19 protein-coding genes and 1 tRNA gene are annotated in these 16,724 nt (G+C 48.0%); 14 read left to right on the forward strand and 6 right to left on the reverse strand.

The features are described from left to right. Positions 1 to 750 carry an IS21-like element helper ATPase IstB gene (istB, locus tag ACZ5ZV_RS09020; RefSeq protein ID WP_464117240.1) on the reverse strand — a complete coding sequence of 250 codons (750 nt, stop codon included), beginning with the start codon at positions 748 to 750 and terminating at the stop codon, positions 1 to 3. A gap of 14 nt (positions 751 to 764) precedes the next feature. Continuing rightward, a complete protein-coding gene (gene istA, locus ACZ5ZV_RS09025; RefSeq protein ID WP_464117241.1) occupies positions 765 to 2,381 on the reverse strand; it encodes an IS21 family transposase in 1,617 nt (538 codons plus the stop codon). Between the two features lie 237 nt (positions 2,382 to 2,618). Between istA and ACZ5ZV_RS09030 the strand changes: the two genes are divergently transcribed. Continuing rightward, entirely contained in the window at positions 2,619 to 3,698 is a 1,080-nt protein-coding gene (locus ACZ5ZV_RS09030) for an ATP-binding protein (RefSeq protein WP_464121069.1), read from the forward strand. Positions 3,699 to 3,733: 35 nt separating this feature from the next. Here the strand turns inward: ACZ5ZV_RS09030 and ACZ5ZV_RS09035 are convergent, their stop codons facing one another. Continuing rightward, positions 3,734 to 4,537, reverse strand: coding sequence for a TIGR02147 family protein (locus ACZ5ZV_RS09035; protein ID WP_464121071.1), 804 nt, complete (start codon positions 4,535 to 4,537; stop codon positions 3,734 to 3,736). 736 nt (positions 4,538 to 5,273) lie between these two features. Here ACZ5ZV_RS09035 and ACZ5ZV_RS09040 point away from each other — a divergent pair. Further along, a complete protein-coding gene (locus ACZ5ZV_RS09040; RefSeq protein ID WP_464121073.1) occupies positions 5,274 to 5,987 on the forward strand; it encodes a recombinase family protein in 714 nt (237 codons plus the stop codon). Between the two features lie 174 nt (positions 5,988 to 6,161). Here ACZ5ZV_RS09040 and ACZ5ZV_RS09045 read toward each other — a convergent pair whose 3' ends face one another. Both ACZ5ZV_RS09045 and ACZ5ZV_RS09050 read right to left on the reverse strand, forming a co-directional pair. Next, on the reverse strand, positions 6,162 to 6,968 hold the full coding sequence (locus tag ACZ5ZV_RS09045) for an aminoglycoside adenylyltransferase family protein (protein ID WP_464121075.1): 807 nt from the start codon (positions 6,966 to 6,968) through the stop codon (positions 6,162 to 6,164). Between the two features lie 155 nt (positions 6,969 to 7,123). After that, entirely contained in the window at positions 7,124 to 7,570 is a 447-nt protein-coding gene (locus ACZ5ZV_RS09050) for a helix-turn-helix domain-containing transcriptional regulator (protein ID WP_464121077.1), read from the reverse strand. Between the two features lie 273 nt (positions 7,571 to 7,843). Between ACZ5ZV_RS09050 and ACZ5ZV_RS09055 the strand changes: the two genes are divergently transcribed. The 4 genes from ACZ5ZV_RS09055 to ACZ5ZV_RS09070 all read left to right on the forward strand — a co-directional run bounded on the left by ACZ5ZV_RS09055 (position 7,844) and on the right by ACZ5ZV_RS09070 (position 11,196). After that, positions 7,844 to 8,293 (forward strand): hypothetical protein, encoded by a 450-nt coding sequence (locus tag ACZ5ZV_RS09055; RefSeq protein ID WP_464121079.1) that lies wholly within the window; start codon positions 7,844 to 7,846, stop codon positions 8,291 to 8,293. 15 nt (positions 8,294 to 8,308) lie between these two features. Next, on the forward strand, positions 8,309 to 9,136 hold the full coding sequence (locus tag ACZ5ZV_RS09060) for a hypothetical protein (RefSeq protein ID WP_464121081.1): 828 nt from the start codon (positions 8,309 to 8,311) through the stop codon (positions 9,134 to 9,136). Between the two features lie 178 nt (positions 9,137 to 9,314). Beyond that, a complete protein-coding gene (locus ACZ5ZV_RS09065) occupies positions 9,315 to 9,512 on the forward strand; it encodes a hypothetical protein (RefSeq protein ID WP_464121083.1) in 198 nt (65 codons plus the stop codon). Next, a complete protein-coding gene (locus tag ACZ5ZV_RS09070) occupies positions 9,505 to 11,196 on the forward strand; it encodes a recombinase family protein (RefSeq protein ID WP_464121085.1) in 1,692 nt (563 codons plus the stop codon). The genes ACZ5ZV_RS09065 and ACZ5ZV_RS09070 overlap by 8 nt, the downstream gene beginning before the upstream one ends. On the opposite strand, the gene ACZ5ZV_RS09075 is transcribed toward ACZ5ZV_RS09070, so the two are convergent. Then, positions 11,175 to 11,261, reverse strand: a tRNA-Leu gene (locus tag ACZ5ZV_RS09075). The two genes, ACZ5ZV_RS09070 and ACZ5ZV_RS09075, sit on opposite strands and share 22 nt — an antisense overlap. A gap of 195 nt (positions 11,262 to 11,456) precedes the next feature. Between ACZ5ZV_RS09075 and ACZ5ZV_RS09080 the strand changes: the two genes are divergently transcribed. The 8 genes from ACZ5ZV_RS09080 to ACZ5ZV_RS09115 all read left to right on the forward strand — a co-directional run bounded on the left by ACZ5ZV_RS09080 (position 11,457) and on the right by ACZ5ZV_RS09115 (position 16,570). After that, positions 11,457 to 12,137: an SOS response-associated peptidase gene (locus tag ACZ5ZV_RS09080; RefSeq protein ID WP_464121087.1), complete on the forward strand. Its 681-nt coding sequence runs from the start codon at positions 11,457 to 11,459 to the stop codon at positions 12,135 to 12,137. A 98-nt stretch (positions 12,138 to 12,235) separates the two neighbouring features. Next, positions 12,236 to 12,505: a helix-turn-helix domain-containing protein gene (locus ACZ5ZV_RS09085; protein ID WP_464121089.1), complete on the forward strand. Its 270-nt coding sequence runs from the start codon at positions 12,236 to 12,238 to the stop codon at positions 12,503 to 12,505. 46 nt (positions 12,506 to 12,551) lie between these two features. Continuing rightward, complete coding sequence (locus tag ACZ5ZV_RS09090; protein WP_464121091.1) at positions 12,552 to 12,884, forward strand: hypothetical protein; 333 nt, start codon at positions 12,552 to 12,554, stop codon at positions 12,882 to 12,884. Between the two features lie 274 nt (positions 12,885 to 13,158). Further along, on the forward strand, positions 13,159 to 13,785 hold the full coding sequence (locus tag ACZ5ZV_RS09095) for a zinc metalloprotease (protein ID WP_464121093.1): 627 nt from the start codon (positions 13,159 to 13,161) through the stop codon (positions 13,783 to 13,785). A gap of 98 nt (positions 13,786 to 13,883) precedes the next feature. Beyond that, a complete protein-coding gene (gene dacB, locus ACZ5ZV_RS09100) occupies positions 13,884 to 15,317 on the forward strand; it encodes a D-alanyl-D-alanine carboxypeptidase/D-alanyl-D-alanine endopeptidase (RefSeq protein WP_464121095.1) in 1,434 nt (477 codons plus the stop codon). Positions 15,318 to 15,320: 3 nt separating this feature from the next. After that, positions 15,321 to 15,872, forward strand: a complete 552-nt coding sequence (locus ACZ5ZV_RS09105) for a dihydrofolate reductase family protein (protein ID WP_464121097.1) — start codon at positions 15,321 to 15,323, stop codon at positions 15,870 to 15,872. A 42-nt stretch (positions 15,873 to 15,914) separates the two neighbouring features. After that, complete coding sequence (locus ACZ5ZV_RS09110; protein WP_464121099.1) at positions 15,915 to 16,259, forward strand: FKBP-type peptidyl-prolyl cis-trans isomerase; 345 nt, start codon at positions 15,915 to 15,917, stop codon at positions 16,257 to 16,259. A gap of 2 nt (positions 16,260 to 16,261) precedes the next feature. Then, positions 16,262 to 16,570, forward strand: coding sequence for a terminase small subunit (locus ACZ5ZV_RS09115; RefSeq protein ID WP_464121101.1), 309 nt, complete (start codon positions 16,262 to 16,264; stop codon positions 16,568 to 16,570). Positions 16,571 to 16,724: the final 154 nt, after the last annotated feature.

Here is a 16,724-nt window from a genome sequence, read left to right on the forward strand (position 1 = left end):
CTACTCGCTGTCAATATCGTTGAAAGTTATTCGTCCCTTCATGCGGTGACTGGGGCCTTCAAAAATGCAAATATGGGCATTCTCGAACATCCTGTCGATGGCAGCACTTGCCAGGATCGGATCGGTAAAAACTTGTGGCCATTCTTCAACGTCGCGGTTGCTGGTTAAGATCATAGCCGAATTGTGCTTGCGTCGATCAAATAAATCGAAGATCTCCTCACTCACGTCTCGTGGCATTGTTACGACGCCCCAGTCATCCAAGATCCATAGCTTTGATGTTAGAATTTGTTTGAATAAAACATCGAGCTTATTGTTCTCGCGCGCTTTACGGATCTTTGTCCCAAGTCTTTTTACACTCGTACAAAAAACACTGTGACCAGCCTGCGCAGCGCTCATCCCAAGAGCAATCGCAAGATGACTCTTGCCCGTGCCGGGACTTCCCAAAAACAATGCAATTTCGTTGTTCTCGATAAACTTTAAATCTTTCAGATCCTCGATTTTTTCGCGCGGGAGTTTTTTATTGAAATCCCAATTGAACTGCTCAAAGCTTCTTCGCTCTGGGAACTCCGCTTTCTTAATCCTTTTTTCTACGGCGTTATCTGCCCTTGCATCTAATTCCGTGGATAGAAGCTCACTGAGCCACTTAAGATCCTGGCTGCGTTTTCCTTTTTGAACTAAACCCTCGATCTCTGCGGATGCCGCGGGCATTCGTAACTGCTTTAACTGATCGCGTATCACATCTATTGTCATAACTGTCTTTCCTTTCAGTGGGCCTGGTTGCTATGAACCAGACGTAAATGGTTTTTATACTCACTCATGTCGCGCGCAAACTTACCTCCCACCGTCTGCGCGGATAAAACCTCCTCATGACGAGGAGCTTTGGGTTTTGGCTTTGCCATAATATTCAATAGTTGATGAACTGTTTTTAAATTTACCTGTGATAACTCCAGCGCTGAAAGGCAGGCCTTGTCGATGTCGGCATTGCTGTACTTCTTGTTCAGCGTCAGAAGACCCCATACGCTGCGTGTATCAACAAAACCTTCGCCTCGAGCCAAAATAATTCCTACAAAGCGCTCAACATTGACGCCGATAATTTTTGCTTGCTTCAGATAGTGACCATGATCTTGAAGAGTCTTCTCCCAAGACTCCTTGTAATGATCTTTACAGGCTTTACTTGTGAATTTATCTTGGATGCGCTCGTAAACTTCTAACAGTCGACCGTTGCAGTAGATACTTACTTGAACTGAATTACCAATCACCAAAGCTATTTCGCCTTTGAGTCTTGTGTCTACTCGGTAGTACTTGTTTGCAAAGCGAACATAACCATCAGACCTCACTGTTGAGCGAGTGATGGTTTCCACTTCGTAGCGTAATAAAGGAAGAGGCTTTAACAACGAGGCTTCATCGTTAAGAAACACATCCAAAGGTTTTTGTAGGTGAGTCCCGTGCTTTCTCTCATTGGCGATACTCATCTTTTTATTCATGTGTGACTGTGCGCCGCTCAGTGAATATTGGGACTTATCGTAGGATTCAAAAAGGCGACGCTTCATTGGAACCATTCGCTCCACTTTGCCTTTTTTCTCTGGAGAATAAGGCGGCAATGCCTCGACAACGAACCCGTAGTGCGAGGCCAGTCTTTCAAAGGCCGGGTTCAACGTCGGCTCGTGCTTTGATGCCTCATGAACAAAGACTTTGGGATTATCAGAAGTCACTTTACGAGGGACTCCGCCAAGTTCCTCAAACATGCTTATTAAAACTTCGGCAGTTGTTTCAAAGTCGAGTTTCTCTACAACTCGGGCCATCTCGTAACGAGAATGCCCAAGAACGCCAACGAAAATCCAAATTGTTTTTTTCTTTTTTGTGACAGGATCGACGACGTCAAAGAGCTTTCCCCAGTCCACCTGCAGACATTCCCCCGGTGAGTGAACAAGCTCCATCACATTGCGCGCAGGTGCGGATCGCATAAGTTTGTGGCGGTGAATGTAGCGGTAGAAGTTAGATCGCGGGACAGAGAGCGGAAGCTCTTCAAAAATACTTTGCGGACTCCAGCCAAGTTCAATGCGCTCCTTGATCCATTCGCGCTTGGGATCTAAGATGGCATCCGTTTCAATGGCCTTCTCGCTGCGACCATCGCGCAGCGGAAACAGCGCCTCTGGGTAAGGTGGGATTTCTTTTGAGGTTTTGCAGTAGATTTTCTTCTCTGGGTTTGCGACGGCTACATAGCCATGCTCTATCGCCTGGTCGCGGATTTTTATGACGTAACCTTTGCCTTTACCAGTTGATTTAGTCAGTGCGGTGAGTGAGTGTCCTTCGCGAAGGCCTTCGACGATTTTTCGGTCCACTGTGATTTTCTCCAAGTCCTTTTTTCTGAGTTTCCGCATGCGTATTCCTTGCTGTAGTCTGGTTGTTAAACCAGCAGCTTAGCGCATGGGATCAGATGGAGAAAATGTGCTGAAAACGTAAGCAATTGCCCGGTCAAATTAGGTGGGATTTACTTCCCCCAAAGCCGGTCCACTTACGTGGGATTTGCCCCCCTTGAAACCGGTCAAACTACGTGGGATTGGACAGTGTCGGGTCTTTTGTTTTTGCCGCGTTTTAGATTCTTGGGGATGCCCATCTTGACTCAGATTGTGTCTGCTTTTGCCTTTTACTATATTCTGCGACGGCAACAGGTTGTAAAACGTTTGTCTCAGCGCAGTCATCGTCTGTTTGAGGCTTTGCCAATCCCAGTGTTGCTGGTGGACTCCGAACAGCGGGTGGCATTGTTCAACACCCGTGCTGCCGAACTTTTTGATCTGTCCATAGCCAGTGTCGGGGCTCTGCTGGAAGAGGTTTTGCCCGCGTCTTTGATGAAGGGCATTCCTCCCTTGAACCAGAAGCCCGTGGATGTTTCGCTGGAGCTGCGAACGGATGAAAGTGCCGCCACAGCTAAGGGCAGATATTTTGAAGTGACCTGTCAGCCCTTAGGGGAGGTTCTTCCTGCGGGGCCCGGGCATCTGATCGTCTTTAATGAGGTCACAGATTTAAAAGTCACAACCCAGGTTAATCAGCGCCTGATGTCCCTGTTGTCCCATGACCTGTTGGGAAATTTGTCGGGTATGTCTTTGTTGGTGGCCCACCGTCGCGAACAGGATTGGGATTTGCTGGCTGAAACTGCCAGATCCTCAATGGATTTGGTGCGTAATATTCTTCTTTGGACCGCCACAAAGGGGGACTTTTATGAAATCTGCAAAGAACCGACAAAGATTTCGGATTTGGTAAAGTCCGCCATAGGGCAGGTGAAGCCAGCCCTGAACGAAAAAGATCTTACGGTCGCCGGCAATTCTCTGCGCGATGAAACCGTGGTTCATGTGGATTTAAAAATGTTCGAGGCGATTTTAAGAAATATCATTAGTAATTCCATCAAACATTCCCCCAGGTCCTCGGTGATTGAAGTCAATTCAGAGGTTCAAAACGGCGAGGTTCATCTGAGTGTTATCGATCAGGGGCCCGGCTTTGATGCGGAAAGAATGCAGAAGATTCTAAGTCATGCCGGCAGCAAGCCATCAGGTCAAACCACTTCGGCGGAAGGTTATGGTCTGGGCCTGTTTTTGGTGAATCAGTTTGTGCGCCTTCATCAGGGCCGTCTGGAGTTTTCTTCACGCAAGGCCTGGGGAGGCAAGGTGACGGTGATTTTTCCTGCGGATCAGAAAAGTTAACTCGAGGGCGCGGGGCAAAGCCCTCGCCCTGGGGGTTAATGCGCAGGCAGGTCGGTCATTTCAAAGAAGCTCGTTGAAAGTGCGAACAAGGAATCTTTGTCTTCGCAGCTTTGCAGATCCTGCATCAGCTCCAGTCGGAACTGGCGGATTTTTTGTGCTACTTCTTTGGCTTTGTCACGATTGGTGGGCACCATGGTGCAACCCATGTCCCAGCGGCGTTTGTTTTCAGCACTCATGGCTTCGACCGCTTTGTTTTGCATCTGCAGGAAGTAATTGCGAGCAGCTTCTGAGGATCCGCCATAGCTGGAAGAGTATTTGCTGTCGTCTGCTACCCATCGGCCTTCAGGAGTTTTCATGACAAGCTTCAGTGTATCCAGGCGTTCCAGTGCTTTTTCGACTGTATCCTGTGTCAGTCCCAGGCGGCGAGCGATATTTTCGATGGATGGATCAAAGTCTTTAAGCAGAAGAATTTGAGTGATCGCAGTGTGATACCAGTCAGAAATTACCGCAAATTGCTCTTCCCCAATTTTTCCGAAAGCTTCCTCGCGGGCTTTCACTCGCTGGGCCGCTAGGTCGCGCAGAACAGCACTGCGCGCATGTTCTGATAAAGCCAGATCCACGAAAAATTCCTGCTCCGAAGGGGACAGGTTCAGCTTTGATGCCAAATTTACGGCGCGGCTTTCAGACAGGCCGACCTTTCCATTTAGAATCTCTGACAAGCGCGAACAGGGCACTTCCAGGTCTCTGGAAAAGGCGCGAAGGGAATAGGACGGATTCTTGCGCTGACGGCGTTCAAGTTCCTTCAGGATATAGTCTCTATAGTGGTGCTTCTTGGTCATATCGATGCTCCCTAATGAGTGGCTTTTATATATCTGATTTTCACGAAGTCATCTAGGGGAGGCCGGATCAGTTTGCATTTTGTTCCGGGTCCTTCCGCGATATTCCGATTTTGGAACCTTCCATGAATCTAGGCACTTAAGAAAGATATACAAGCAGGGCTCAGAAGTCTGTCGAGGGGCCATTAAATGCGAGATGACGGGTTTTTGGGGGAGTTCCTAAGAATCGGCGAAGTTCCTTGAAGTGCAGAGCACCGTGGGTCCGTAGTAAAAACTTGTCCTAGGGGGCTTTGGTAAAGTTTTCTCGTGTGGGGTGGTCTTTGGGGGCCTTAGAAAGGACCCGTCAGTCAAAACAAAAAAAGCCGCTGTTGGCGGCTTTTTTAGTGGTGCCCGCCATCCGAGGATAGGAGAACCACTGGTTAGGGTAGAAACTTACCCAATCCAGTGGCGGGAGCCAAGACTTGATCTCGCAGAGCTGGCGCGACTGCGATGGATCGAAGGATATTCCCGAAAACAACTGGCCGAGAAATACGGAAAAACGACCGTGGCAATCCAGAATTACTTTCAGGAGCTGCGACGATGTGATTTTCGTATAGCCGGTCTTTCAACGGCTGAACGACGTCGAGTTCGTTTTTGTTCTAGACGATAGTTTCAGCTTGGTTACGTCATACTGAATTGTCCAGTTGAGTTGCACTTTCTAAAGCTAAGCCTGCCCTTGGTGGGCTTTTAAGGAGCACTCATGAAAACAACGGATAACCCTATTAAACGCCGAACGGCCCTCTACGCCCGAGTTTCGACGGCAGATCAAAAAACTGGCTTAGAGTCACAAATCCGCGCTTTGAGAGTCTTTTGTGAGCAAAACAAGATCGAGAACTACGAACTCTTTGCCGATGAGAATCAAAGCGGAACCAAGGCATCTCGACCAGGTTTAGACCGCCTTATGAAAGCTGTCGAAAACGGTGAAATTGAAACTGTGGTTGTCTTTGCATTTTCCAGATTCGCTAGGTCAGTTTCACATATGTTGAAAGCACTGGAAGTCTTTAAGAAACACAGTGCGAACTTCATTTCGTTGACGGAGAAAATTGATCTTAACACCAGCCTAGGCCATGTCGTATTTGTGATTTTGAGCGCTATCGCCCAGCTCGAACGGGATCTTATCGCCGAGAGGGTGCGAAATGGTCTTGCCAATGCGAAAGCTAAGGGCAAGCGGATCGGCAGGGAGCGCAAACGCAACTCAACGTTGATCGAATCACTGCTGGACGCGGGTCTTTCTTACCGAGAAATTGGCCGGATTGCGAAATGCAGCCACGGCAGCGTTCATGCACAAAAGAAGGAATGGCTAAAAAAGAAGGAGGCACAGAAGCCGACGATGACGGCAGTTTTCCACGAGGAGTCAGCCCTGCAGCAGACACCAAACGTGGCAGTGTCCGACACAACATCAACCGCAGCCTAAAATCTGAAAAGCGCTTCAAAAGACGCAAACTGCAAATGCAAAAGGCCGCTCATCCGAGCGGCCTTTGCTTCACTGACAAGTGTCATTATTCGGATGATTTTGATGGGAAAAGTTTGAGAATATCGACGTTTGAAGTTTTAAGGCTCATGCTCTCGTACTGATCGGCAATATAAATTAGAGCCGCTTCGCCGTATCGCCGCTTAGAGTTTTTTCGAGTTTGCTTTGAGCATACGTGACAAAGTTGAGTAATTCCTGGTGCTTCTCGGCGAGACGATCAGGCGCTATTCCTAGATATCCATTGCGGGCTTCAGTGAGGAGCTTGGCATGATGTATCGGCACCTGCGGAATGAGCCATTCTGCGGCCTTGTCCTTCGAAGTAATGGTCCCGGTCAAGGCCGTAAACCAAATGCGAGCGATCGCCAAGGCGATGGTTCGCTCATCCCCCCGGAGCTCGTTTACTGACTGCCATTGCTGGAGGGTACTTAGCAAAGCCTTTTTGAGGTCCGCCTCCGGAACCTCGTCGAAGATTTCCATCGCAGATGGGCCGTGAAGAGCGATGCTGGACTTTCTAATCTTGGTGATCAGGATCGCCAGGTCCGGATCAGCTTTTGGAGATTCGAATGAGCCAGATTCGATGTCCTTACGGAGCCATTCTCCGAGTTGAAGCTCCCGTTTTGGTGGGTAAACCCAAGGTTTAAGAGTTCGAGCATCGACGACCGTGACTTCAATAGGTCGAATGCCATGTGCAGCAGGATATGAAGAAACTGACAGCATTTCAGTCATGAGCTGCTTGCGATTAGATTCTGACAGCGAGTTATTGACGACAACGAATAGGTCGATATCGCTCTCAGGTTTCAGGCCTCCATCAAGAGCAGATCCATATAGATAAGTAGCTATCAGGTGTCGTCCGAGATGCTTCCGAATAATTGAAGCAGCTTCATCGACTTGTTTTTGGATGGATGCGGGGATCTCGGAAGTCATAGTGTCTCGCAGAAGGGGATGCAAATAAAATTCCTAACTACATATCCCAGCTCTAGATCGGCGGTCAATAAGGAAATGCCCCTGATGCATCAGCTGCGGAACATTTGGCGCGTATTCTGGATACCATTGAGCGCTTCAAAAGACTCAGGAGCCTCTTATTTGCCTTTGAACGGGCGTCCCGACCGACGCCGCACTTGCTCCCGCAAACCGTAAAACTCTTTATCTACGATCCAGAGGCTTAAGTTCAACGCTCGTAAGAGAGCCGTTAGGTTATTGAGACTCGGGTTCCCGTCTTCTCCTAGCATTCGATAGAGAGTCACGCGGTTAAGACCTGTCGCCTTTGCGACTTTGCCGGGGCCTATGGCTTTGATGACGACGGCGAGGCCCTCTCTGAGACTTTGGAGATCGCCCTTATAGTCGTACTCCATACAAAGCTTTAGAAACTCCGTGTAAACGGCCCGCTCTTGCAATCGATCTAATAGAAACTCTTTTGAGAGCCTTCGCGAAGCAACATGCTTTTGCACCAGGACAGCGTAGGCTTCGTGTGCGATTTCATCGGGCTTAATGATTTGCTGCAATGTCCTGCGAGTTTTTGTTTTCATGCGATGTTACATATATGCAACACAAATTAGTTTGTCATGCTCATTCGCATCAGAGTTTTCTTAAGGATTTCAGACAAATAAAAATATTTTCGCTCGTTAATTTCGGCCGTAATGGAACCTAAAAATGCCTGTGTCTTGCCGTTAATTTTGAGATGACGTGCGCAATTTAAGGAACTCGTGTCGTTTTACCGTATTATGAGAGGCCAGTTTTTCGGGCGCATTGGCTTTTTCAGACTTTTCTTTTGAGGAAATTCAATTTCATAAAGCGGAGGCATGATGACCTTCGGAAGTCGCATGGTGGGCGGCTGTTTGGTTTTCTTGGTCGGAAGCCAGCTCATCTATTACGGCATGCTGTTTAACGGTAGCAATAGGCTTCAAGCACCGATTTGGCGTCTTGTGAGTGGGATTCATAACTTGATTGTCTATGGATTTCTAGCGTCTGTGATTTGCGTGGCTGTTTTTCTCTTAGGGAGCCTGGCGCTTTCATTTCTTCGGCCTGAATCAAGAACCCGTGAGAGCAAGACACTTCCGTTTGATGTCGCAGAACAAGAGCCACAGATCCAAGAAGAGCTCGAGACAAAGCTGCAAAGCCAAAAACAAATTGAGTTTGAGAACGCTGAAAAACTCCGATTTGAGGAAATACGAAAGTTAGAAGTCATCAAAGAAAAGCGTGAGCGGTCTGCAAGTGCTGCCGCAAACGCTGCCTTAGATGACTTTTTGTAAGGTGATGGGAGGTCTATGCTTCTCACCAAAAGAGACCTAGAGATTTTTGCCACCATCTCTAGGTGCGCGATTTTAACGACTTCACAACTGAGTAAAACCGTTTTTAAAGGCATCGCTAAGACAACGGTACTTCGGAGACTCCGAAAACTTGAGAAGGCAAAATTCATCGAACGCATTGAGGGGCTTACGAACTACGAGAACGCCTGGGCTCTCACAGCAAAAGGAGCTGAGGCCATTGGCTATTTGAATCCCAAAAGACACTTTCACAGATTGTCGCTTGGTCACGACGTCAAACTCACTGAGCTAAGACTTTTGCTTGAGGATGCTGGAATAGCGCGCTCGTGGATTCCAGAACACGAGATCAGATCTGCTATGGCGAAAAAATATGGTCTTCAGAGAATCAAAAGTCAGTCCGTACCAGATGGCATCATGGGCGTGAGCTATCAAGGCATTATGGAGTCCATCGCAATCGAACTTGAGCTGCATCATAAAAATAAAGATCGCTACCGTGATATTTTTAGATCCTACGCTGAGAAACGAAATCTCAAGGCAGTTTGGTATCTTGTTTCTTCAGAGTCTCTAGGCAAACACCTAGAAACTCTTTGGACCAAGTACAATGGCAAATATGGCCCATGGTTTTTATGGTCCTTGGTGGACGATGTTTTGGAAAACACCAAGGCATCCACGGTGAGATATTTTGATCAAACGATTGAGTTAGAAAAGCTATTTGAACCTGCTCACCCAGTTGGTTTTGGGGTGAGCAGCCTTCAAGATAAAAAAGAAGAAATCCAAACAAAGCTAAGTGCTGAGAGCCAGAGGGAACTTCCCGCCAAAGTGGGTTAAGTGGAAGTGCCGCCTCCACCACTGGCCACCCTCCCTCAACGATGAAGGGTGGCCAGTGCTTACGGCGGCAAAAGTGAGTTAGGTGGAGGGCTGGAAGTTCTTAAGGTTTATTGATGATTATTATTGAATTTAGGAATTGAGGGGAAAAGGAACCAGAGGTCAAAACGAAGGTCAGTAAATGAAAAAGACATGGGATGTTAAAGATGTCGAGATCGTCCCCATGCGAGTGTCAGTTGAGGAATACAGTCAAAGGCTTGATGAGGTGGCAGAGTTGGTTTATCGTTACTTCTGCCAGCTCTTAGAGAATCAGTCTGAAGCTCCTGAAACCAAACCTGCGGATAATGGCCGCAAGCAAAGGACAGGAACCGATGGCTAGTTACGGAACGAAAAATCAGAATTTCAAAATCGCGCTCTATATCAGGGTTTCAACGGAAGAACAGGCCGAGAACCCTGAGGGCTCTATTCGTAACCAGGAAGATCGCTTGCGTCAGGCTGTTACATACAAGAACAGTCTTGGAAACTTTGGCGAAATTAAGGGTGTTTTTGTTGACGCCGGGATTTCAGCCAAGGATATGAGACGCCCAAAGCTTCAAGAATTACTTCGCGCAGTCAGGGCACAAGAAATTGACCTTGTGATGGTGACTGAGCTTTCAAGACTCTCGCGCAACACCAGAGACTTTATTGAAATGTGGGATTTGATGAAGCTTCATGACTGCGGGTTCACGAGTCTTAGAGAAGACTTCGACACCACAACGGCCGCAGGTGAGATGGTGATCTTGCAACTGATGAATCTTGCTCAGTTTGAACGAAGGCAAACCAGCGAGCGAGTTGAGGCCAACATTGCAGCTCGTGCGGCTCGAGGTCTTTATAACGGTGGCTGTGTACCGCTTGGGTATAAAACGATTCCAGAGAGGCCAGGATATCTTGAAATTGATGAGGCAATGGCCGAGATCGTGCGAGTCGCTTTTGCGACGTTTCTTAGGGAAGGTTCACTCTCGCGTGCTGCGATTTGGCTTAATGACAACGGCTACCGAATCAAGAAGCAGCGTGAAGGCGGCGGCAGTTTTAAACGTGTTGGGCATTTCACGGTTGATAATCTGCAAGCTCTACTGCGGAACAAAGTCTATATCGGCATAAAGGTCTATACACATCGAGGAGAAACGAAAGAAGCAAAAGCCGTCTGGCCTGGCATTGTTGACGAAGGAATGTTTCACCGGGTTGGAAAAGTCCTAGAAAAGAACAAGGGACGCTTTAAGCCGACAAAAGAAAACCGTAGACCGTATCTTTTATCGGGAATCACCCATTGCCAGACCTGCTCAAGCTTTATGCCTGGGAAATCTGCAACAGGCAGAAATGGCAAGGTGGCCTATTACGAACACGCTTGGGCAACAAAAAGAGATTCAACCTTATCGAAGAAGCTATTTAAGTGTGAACCGCACCGAGTACCTGCAAAGAAGCTTGAGCCTCTTGTGATGGAAAAGTTCAAAGACTTGATCTTAAGACCTGATTTTATGAAGGACATCTTGAATCGTGTTCGTGAGAAACACGCCGAGAATCCCCATCGCAAGGATGAAGAACGGCTTAAGGCTAAAATTTATGGATTGAGTAGTCAGCTTGATGGGCTTGCAGAAAGATTATCGGAACTTCCGAAGTCCGTGTCGGCAGCTCCGATCTACAAGCAAATGGAACGCCTTGAAGACATCAAAGCAAATCACGAAAGCGAGCTTCAAACATTGAGGTCAACAGGCAGAACAAGCTTAGATCGTGTGGTGGATTTGAGTAAGTTTGAGGAGTTCTCAACCCACTACCGAAAACTCGTGACGAAGGAAATCGAGCCGAATGAACTGCGGCAGATGATTAAGAAGTTCATCCACAAAGTGGAAGTCGGAACAGAAACGGTAAAGATCCATTGGATCGTGGACGATGAACATTTTGAGCGTGAGCTGGCCCTGAAAGGGGTTGGCTTCAGCCGTTCGGATTCCCCCTTGGGGGCAGTACTTAATTTTAAAAGGAATCTTGGTTCGCAGAACTTGACATTTGGTGCGCGAGGGGGGACTTGAACCCCCACAGGATTGCTCCCACAGGCTTCTGAGACCTGCGTGTCTACCAATTCCACCACCCGCGCATCGAATGGAAGATCAATCTTGAACTATTTTTTCACAACTTAGAACTGTTTTCGCGGGCGGTCATAAAAGGATTTTTTGGGATGCCCAGATCCAACCTATTTGAGGTGGCGTTGATCGCTTATTTGCCCCTGGGAATCTGGTCTCGTGAGGTGTCAAATATTTCTTAAATCACAAGTATGAAAGGAACGCAGAGAATGTGCGCAAGATATGGTGCTTTGGAGGAGTTCAATTTATTTGAACGGACTTATCGAATTGCGTTGCCTGAGATTTTTGTGCTCCCAAAAGAAATCATCTACCCCCATCGGCCGGCTCCGGTCGTGGTCTTAACGCCATCCGGGCGTGAGGCTCGGCTGATGAACTACTCCCTTATACCTTCCTGGTCGAAAACGCGAAGGCCAAAGTTTGCAACTTACAACGCTCGCCTTGAAGAGGTCCTTAACAAACCTTCTTGGCGGGAGCCTTTTCGATCCCATCATTGTCTGGTGCCGATGTCGTTCTTTATTGAATCCGTTCAAACCGGGCGATTTGCTGGACACAACATCGGTATTTTTGCAAAGAGCCGCCAGCCTTTGACGGCCGCTGGCATCTGGGATTCCTGGACAGATGAGGCCACAGGAAAAACTTTCGAATCCTTCGCGATTCTCACTGCAGAACCGCCGGCCGACATTCTGGAGGCGGGGCATGATCGATGTCCTTTGTTTTTGCGTGAAGATGCTTGGGATCCTTGGATGGAAGCGCAGTTGTCGCCGAAGCAGACTGTGGAGTTTTTACGTAATAGCAGGGAAGTGGTGGAGTTTGAGTTTGAGGAGAGAGAAGCACTAAAATCCTACAATCCGCAGCAGCTTTCTCTTCTGGGGGAGAACGAATCTGAATGAACATTGGATAGATTTTTCGCACTGCTTTTGTGCGGGGAATCCTGGACCTGCACGTTAAGATTTCTTGATCGTGTCAAGAAATCTAGTTTGAATAAGGCATGCGTGAGAAAAAGACATTTGGACGAATTCTAAAAGCCAAGCGCCTCGCTGCGAATCTTTCCCAGGCTGCGGTTGCAGAACATTTCGGGTACTCAACGCCTCAGTTTATTTCAAATTGGGAGCGAAATGTATCCATGCCTCCGGTGGAGTCTTTTAAAAAGATTGGCCATCTTTATGGAATCTCGGCCGAAGAGTTGTTCGAAACGGCCCTGAATCAGAAGATCTCAGAGATCACCAAGGATATGCGTCGAAAATTTTACGGGCGCTGAGGTCCTCTTCAGGTTATGATTGCTTCATAGGTGTGGAGGTCATGGCATGAAGAAATTTTTGCTATTAGCAGCAGTGTTGGGTTTGCCTTTTTTCAGTTTGGCTGAAGAGGCCGCCGTGAAAGTTCCTGTTCCTGAGGGTTTCCAAGCTATGGAAATGGAAGGAATGCCTGCAGAGGTTTCTCAGAAATCAAATTCTAAAGTCACTTTTTCATCCAGCTGCACCGATGTCACCGGTCGCACAATCAAACAGGGTGAAGCCGGGTATGAGACCTGCCTCAGTGATGTGAAGTTTAAAAATACCAATCTCGAAAAGACGGGCAATTCAAAGTCCACCACGCCGGGCCCGCAAATGAATATGAATTTCAGTGTGGGTGATTAAGCCCCGTCCCCGACGGGATTTCCAGTGTTGGGGGTGGTAAATGTTTCCGAACATCTTGCGAACATGCGACGTTAAAACCCATCCCTGACGATATTTGTAACCCATAGTCTAAGGAGTGAGTCGGAGCTCGCTTTATTGGCAAATATATTTCATTTGAGTCTGGCGAATCGCTTGCATCACACCAATGGACTAGATCGGGCAGGTGTGATTGAAAACAAAAGTATTGCTCCTATTTCTAATTCTATTCTCTGTAGGGCATGAGGCCTCGGCTGGCATGGTTACGTGGCGTCGTTGGACTCCTGATGCCGTGAAAGTCTGTTTCGCGAACCCTGTTGAAAACTCCAGGGACAGTTACAGCAGAAGTAGATGGAAAGCCGAGGATAAAGCCCAAGTGCGCCGTTGGGTTGAGGATGAGTTCACCCCAGCGCGCACGGGTATTTACTTTGTGGGTTTTCAAGATTGTGTGCCCGGCGAGAAAGATAACGTCATCATTAACTTCCGCCCCAAAAATGTTTTGAGATGGCTGGAGGGCACTCGGGGCAGTGCTACGATTGGATATCAGCTCTTCCGTGTTTCTAAGGATTTTCCAAATGTAGCGGGCAACATTCACTTCTTTGTCGGAGGCCTGCGGAAATCCACTGTGATCCATGAATTCGGTCATATCGCCGGATTGTATCACGAACATGACCATCCCCACTCCACATGCAGCATCGGTGGTGAAAAGCAAGAGGGCTTGAAATGGGGCTTTGGCTATACCGAGTACGACCCGAACTCAGTGATGAGCTACTGCGTTTCTCGCCACTCGGATGATCGCGGACTTAGTGCCGGAGATTTATTCACGTTAAAACTGATGTATATCGATAGAGTTGATGCGATGACCTCGTCAGGAATCCTTCGATAAAGAGTTCACAAGCTGACTGTGGATGAAACGAAAGATACTCACGAAAAAACCGGCAAACGAGGGTTGTGCGAAATCACAAGTGTGCGTATCCTTAAAGTATGTTCCGGCAAAGCATTGTTTCTTTTTTCTGTGCGTTGCAACTGGGTTCACTTGCTTGGGCGTCGGACTACAGCGCCGAAGTCGCTCGCTCCGCCCAGAAGTACCAGATCTCTCTTTCTGATTTGTCAGCATTGATTGTCACCGCTGATAAAGCGCCCAAGACCTTGGTCGATATAAATTCAGATCAGCGCATGAGTCTGGCCTCCGTTTCAAAACTCATCACCTCAGTGGGCGTCTTAGGCAACTTTGGCGCAAAAGAGCGTTTTGAAACCACGGTGAAGCTGGCGGGGGCGGTTCGGGGGGCTCTGTATAAAGGGGATCTTTACCTGGTGGGGGGAGGCGATCCTTCCTTTGGAGTCGCCGGGATGATGGATCTGGCAGCTAAAATCCAACAGAAGAAAATCAGAAAAATCCAAGGCGATCTGGTTGTGGATGAATCCTTGTTTGATCAGGTTCGCTATGACAGTCGCGACTATGACCGGGTCGATGCCCTTCACGATGCACGCATCGGGGCGATGAGTTTTCATTGGAATTCATTTAAAATCGTCGTGCGGCCGGGAGCGCTTGGCAAGAATGCAAAGCTGCAAATGATTCCTGCCAACGACTACATTAAAATTGTGGGGCATATCAAAACAGTCAAAGGGTCTGCCAATGGCGTGATTGCAGAAAGAAGAAAACTGTCTTCGGGGCAGGAGGTTCTGTTCGTCAAAGGAACGCTGGGACGTGGATACACTGAGTATGAGTTTGAAAAGAATGTTTCCAGTCCTGCAAAGTGGTCCGGGCATGCGTTGAAATATTATTTGAAGCAAAAAGGTATTCAGATCACTGGTCAGGTAAAGCTGGGGCAGGCCCCAGCGGACGCTGTCACGGTGGCATCTCATTCAGGCAGAACCATTGCGGAGTTGTTGGCCGACTTGAATAAGGAATCCAACAACGTGGTGGCAGAGATGCTCGCCACACAGATAGCAATCAAGCATCGTCGCAGGGCCTCTGTTTCGGAAGGTGTCGAGATCATCAATCAACAGCTGCAAGCGATGAATTTCCCCAAAGGCAGTTTCACCTTCCTGAACCCGGCGGGATTAAATCATGGCAATCGTACTTCTTCGCGGAATATGTTAAAAATCCTGTCCAGTGTGGTTTCGGATGAAAAACTCAGACCCGTGTTTATGGATTCGTTGCCAATATCCGGGGTTGATGGAACGCTGAAGAAGCGGGGGCTTGCCTCCAAAAGTATCGAGTGGGTGAAGGCCAAAACCGGATACATGAAAAATGTCATCACCATGGTGGGGCGAGTGAAGGGCTCTGACGGGCGGATTTTTAACTTCAGCTTTATGTACAATGGTTGTGGCTCGGATCGAAATGTGATGCGTTTTTACGATGAACTTCTGGTGAATGTTGTGGAAAAAGAACTGCAAGCCTACGGGGGGAGTTAGTGTATGAAAACTGTCTACTATGGTGCCTCCAGTTTAAACGGATTTATTGCTGATCAGAACAACTCTTTGGAGTGGCTTTTTCAATTTGACGGGGGCGCCGGGGCTCCGGATTTTGAATCCTTTATTCGTGATGTCGGTGCCATCGCCATGGGTTCCACCACTTATATGTGGTTGTACGATCATCTGTTGAAGAAAGAAAAACCCGAAGCCTGGCCGTATAAAATCCCCTCCTGGGTTTTTACAACCCGTCATTTGCCTCTATTTCCTGAGGCCGACGTGCGTTTTGTAAAAGGTGATGTAAGGCCCGTCTATGAAGAGATGAAAGCGGTGGCCAACGGGAAAAACATCTGGCTTGTGGGAGGTGGGGAGTTGGTGGGGCAGTTCTACGATCAGGGATATTTGAACGAGATTGTTGTTAATATTGCACCGGTGACCCTATCCGGCGGAGCCCCGCTTCTTCCTCGGACCATGCATCCTCCAATGAAACTGAAAGCTGTCTTGGATCGCAGCCCCTTTGTGGAGCTTCATTATGAAGTTCCGGCGCCCAAACTCTGACTTCTTTTGACTGGATCGTGTCTGCACTGTAGGCTTCCGTTCATGGACAAGAATGAACTGATAATTACGGACACTGTTGTTGGAACCGGCGTTGAGGTTGTTAAAGGCGCGCTGGTGATTTGTAACTATGAAGGTCGGCTTGAGGACGGAACCAAGTTTGATTCCTCTTATGATCATGGCAGGCCTTTTCAATTTGTCATCGGCTCGGGGCGGGTCATCAAAGGCTGGGATATTGGTTTGATGGGGATGAGAGAAGGCGGTAAGCGCACTTTGTTTGTGCCCGCGCACCTGGCGTATGGTGATCGCCAGAAGGGACCGCACATCGGGCCTCATTCCAATTTGATCTTTGATGTTGAGATGATCGAAGTTCGCCCGCGTGAAAGCTGATCATGAGAATCAGGCAAGTTGGCTTTTCATCAAGACTTAAAGCACACCGCAAGCTTCTGACTTTGGAGACTCTGAAGTTCATTGTTGAGTATCTCAAGGACAGCAATGCGCGCATGGCCGCTCTTCGCTCTGGGGTGCCGGAAAACTATGCTTCCAAGCAGGGGCAGTGGTTGAAAAAACATCCCATTGTCCTGGCCGCGATGGAAGCTGAAGTGGACGAGCGTGAAATGTTGAAGTTGGAAAAATCCTTGGCTGAGATTGAGCGGCATATGGAATCTTGCAAGGAGATTCTGGGGTTGCAGGATTTTTAGGTTCTGAGGGTGTCTATATTTTAGACATATTAAGACCTTAAGTATGCATTTGGTGCATATCTGTTTTCCATAAATGGCCTCACTCCCGGCGGGGGGATTCTGTTATTGTGTGTTCATGAAGCAATAACAGAAAAAGGAGGCTTCTATGATGGAA

Source organism: Bdellovibrio sp. HAGR004, assembly GCF_055397015.1.

Excerpts from the sequence above, each read along its gene's own strand:
- istB (WP_464117240.1), bottom strand. The coding sequence starts at position 750 with ATGACAATAGATGTGATACGCGATCAGTTAAAGCAGTTACGAATGCCC.
- istA (WP_464117241.1), bottom strand. The coding sequence starts at position 2,381 with ATGCGGAAACTCAGAAAAAAGGACTTGGAGAAAATCACAGTGGACCGA.
- ACZ5ZV_RS09035 (WP_464121071.1), bottom strand. The coding sequence starts at position 4,537 with ATGACCAAGAAGCACCACTATAGAGACTATATCCTGAAGGAACTTGAA.
- ACZ5ZV_RS09040 (WP_464121073.1), top strand. The coding sequence starts at position 5,274 with ATGAAAACAACGGATAACCCTATTAAACGCCGAACGGCCCTCTACGCC.
- ACZ5ZV_RS09045 (WP_464121075.1), bottom strand. The coding sequence starts at position 6,968 with ATGACTTCCGAGATCCCCGCATCCATCCAAAAACAAGTCGATGAAGCT.
- ACZ5ZV_RS09050 (WP_464121077.1), bottom strand. The coding sequence starts at position 7,570 with ATGAAAACAAAAACTCGCAGGACATTGCAGCAAATCATTAAGCCCGAT.
- ACZ5ZV_RS09055 (WP_464121079.1), top strand. The coding sequence starts at position 7,844 with ATGATGACCTTCGGAAGTCGCATGGTGGGCGGCTGTTTGGTTTTCTTG.
- ACZ5ZV_RS09060 (WP_464121081.1), top strand. The coding sequence starts at position 8,309 with ATGCTTCTCACCAAAAGAGACCTAGAGATTTTTGCCACCATCTCTAGG.
- ACZ5ZV_RS09065 (WP_464121083.1), top strand. The coding sequence starts at position 9,315 with ATGAAAAAGACATGGGATGTTAAAGATGTCGAGATCGTCCCCATGCGA.
- ACZ5ZV_RS09070 (WP_464121085.1), top strand. The coding sequence starts at position 9,505 with ATGGCTAGTTACGGAACGAAAAATCAGAATTTCAAAATCGCGCTCTAT.
- ACZ5ZV_RS09080 (WP_464121087.1), top strand. The coding sequence starts at position 11,457 with ATGTGCGCAAGATATGGTGCTTTGGAGGAGTTCAATTTATTTGAACGG.
- ACZ5ZV_RS09085 (WP_464121089.1), top strand. The coding sequence starts at position 12,236 with ATGCGTGAGAAAAAGACATTTGGACGAATTCTAAAAGCCAAGCGCCTC.
- ACZ5ZV_RS09090 (WP_464121091.1), top strand. The coding sequence starts at position 12,552 with ATGAAGAAATTTTTGCTATTAGCAGCAGTGTTGGGTTTGCCTTTTTTC.
- ACZ5ZV_RS09095 (WP_464121093.1), top strand. The coding sequence starts at position 13,159 with ATGGTTACGTGGCGTCGTTGGACTCCTGATGCCGTGAAAGTCTGTTTC.
- dacB (WP_464121095.1), top strand. The coding sequence starts at position 13,884 with ATGTTCCGGCAAAGCATTGTTTCTTTTTTCTGTGCGTTGCAACTGGGT.
- ACZ5ZV_RS09105 (WP_464121097.1), top strand. The coding sequence starts at position 15,321 with ATGAAAACTGTCTACTATGGTGCCTCCAGTTTAAACGGATTTATTGCT.
- ACZ5ZV_RS09110 (WP_464121099.1), top strand. The coding sequence starts at position 15,915 with ATGGACAAGAATGAACTGATAATTACGGACACTGTTGTTGGAACCGGC.
- ACZ5ZV_RS09115 (WP_464121101.1), top strand. The coding sequence starts at position 16,262 with ATGAGAATCAGGCAAGTTGGCTTTTCATCAAGACTTAAAGCACACCGC.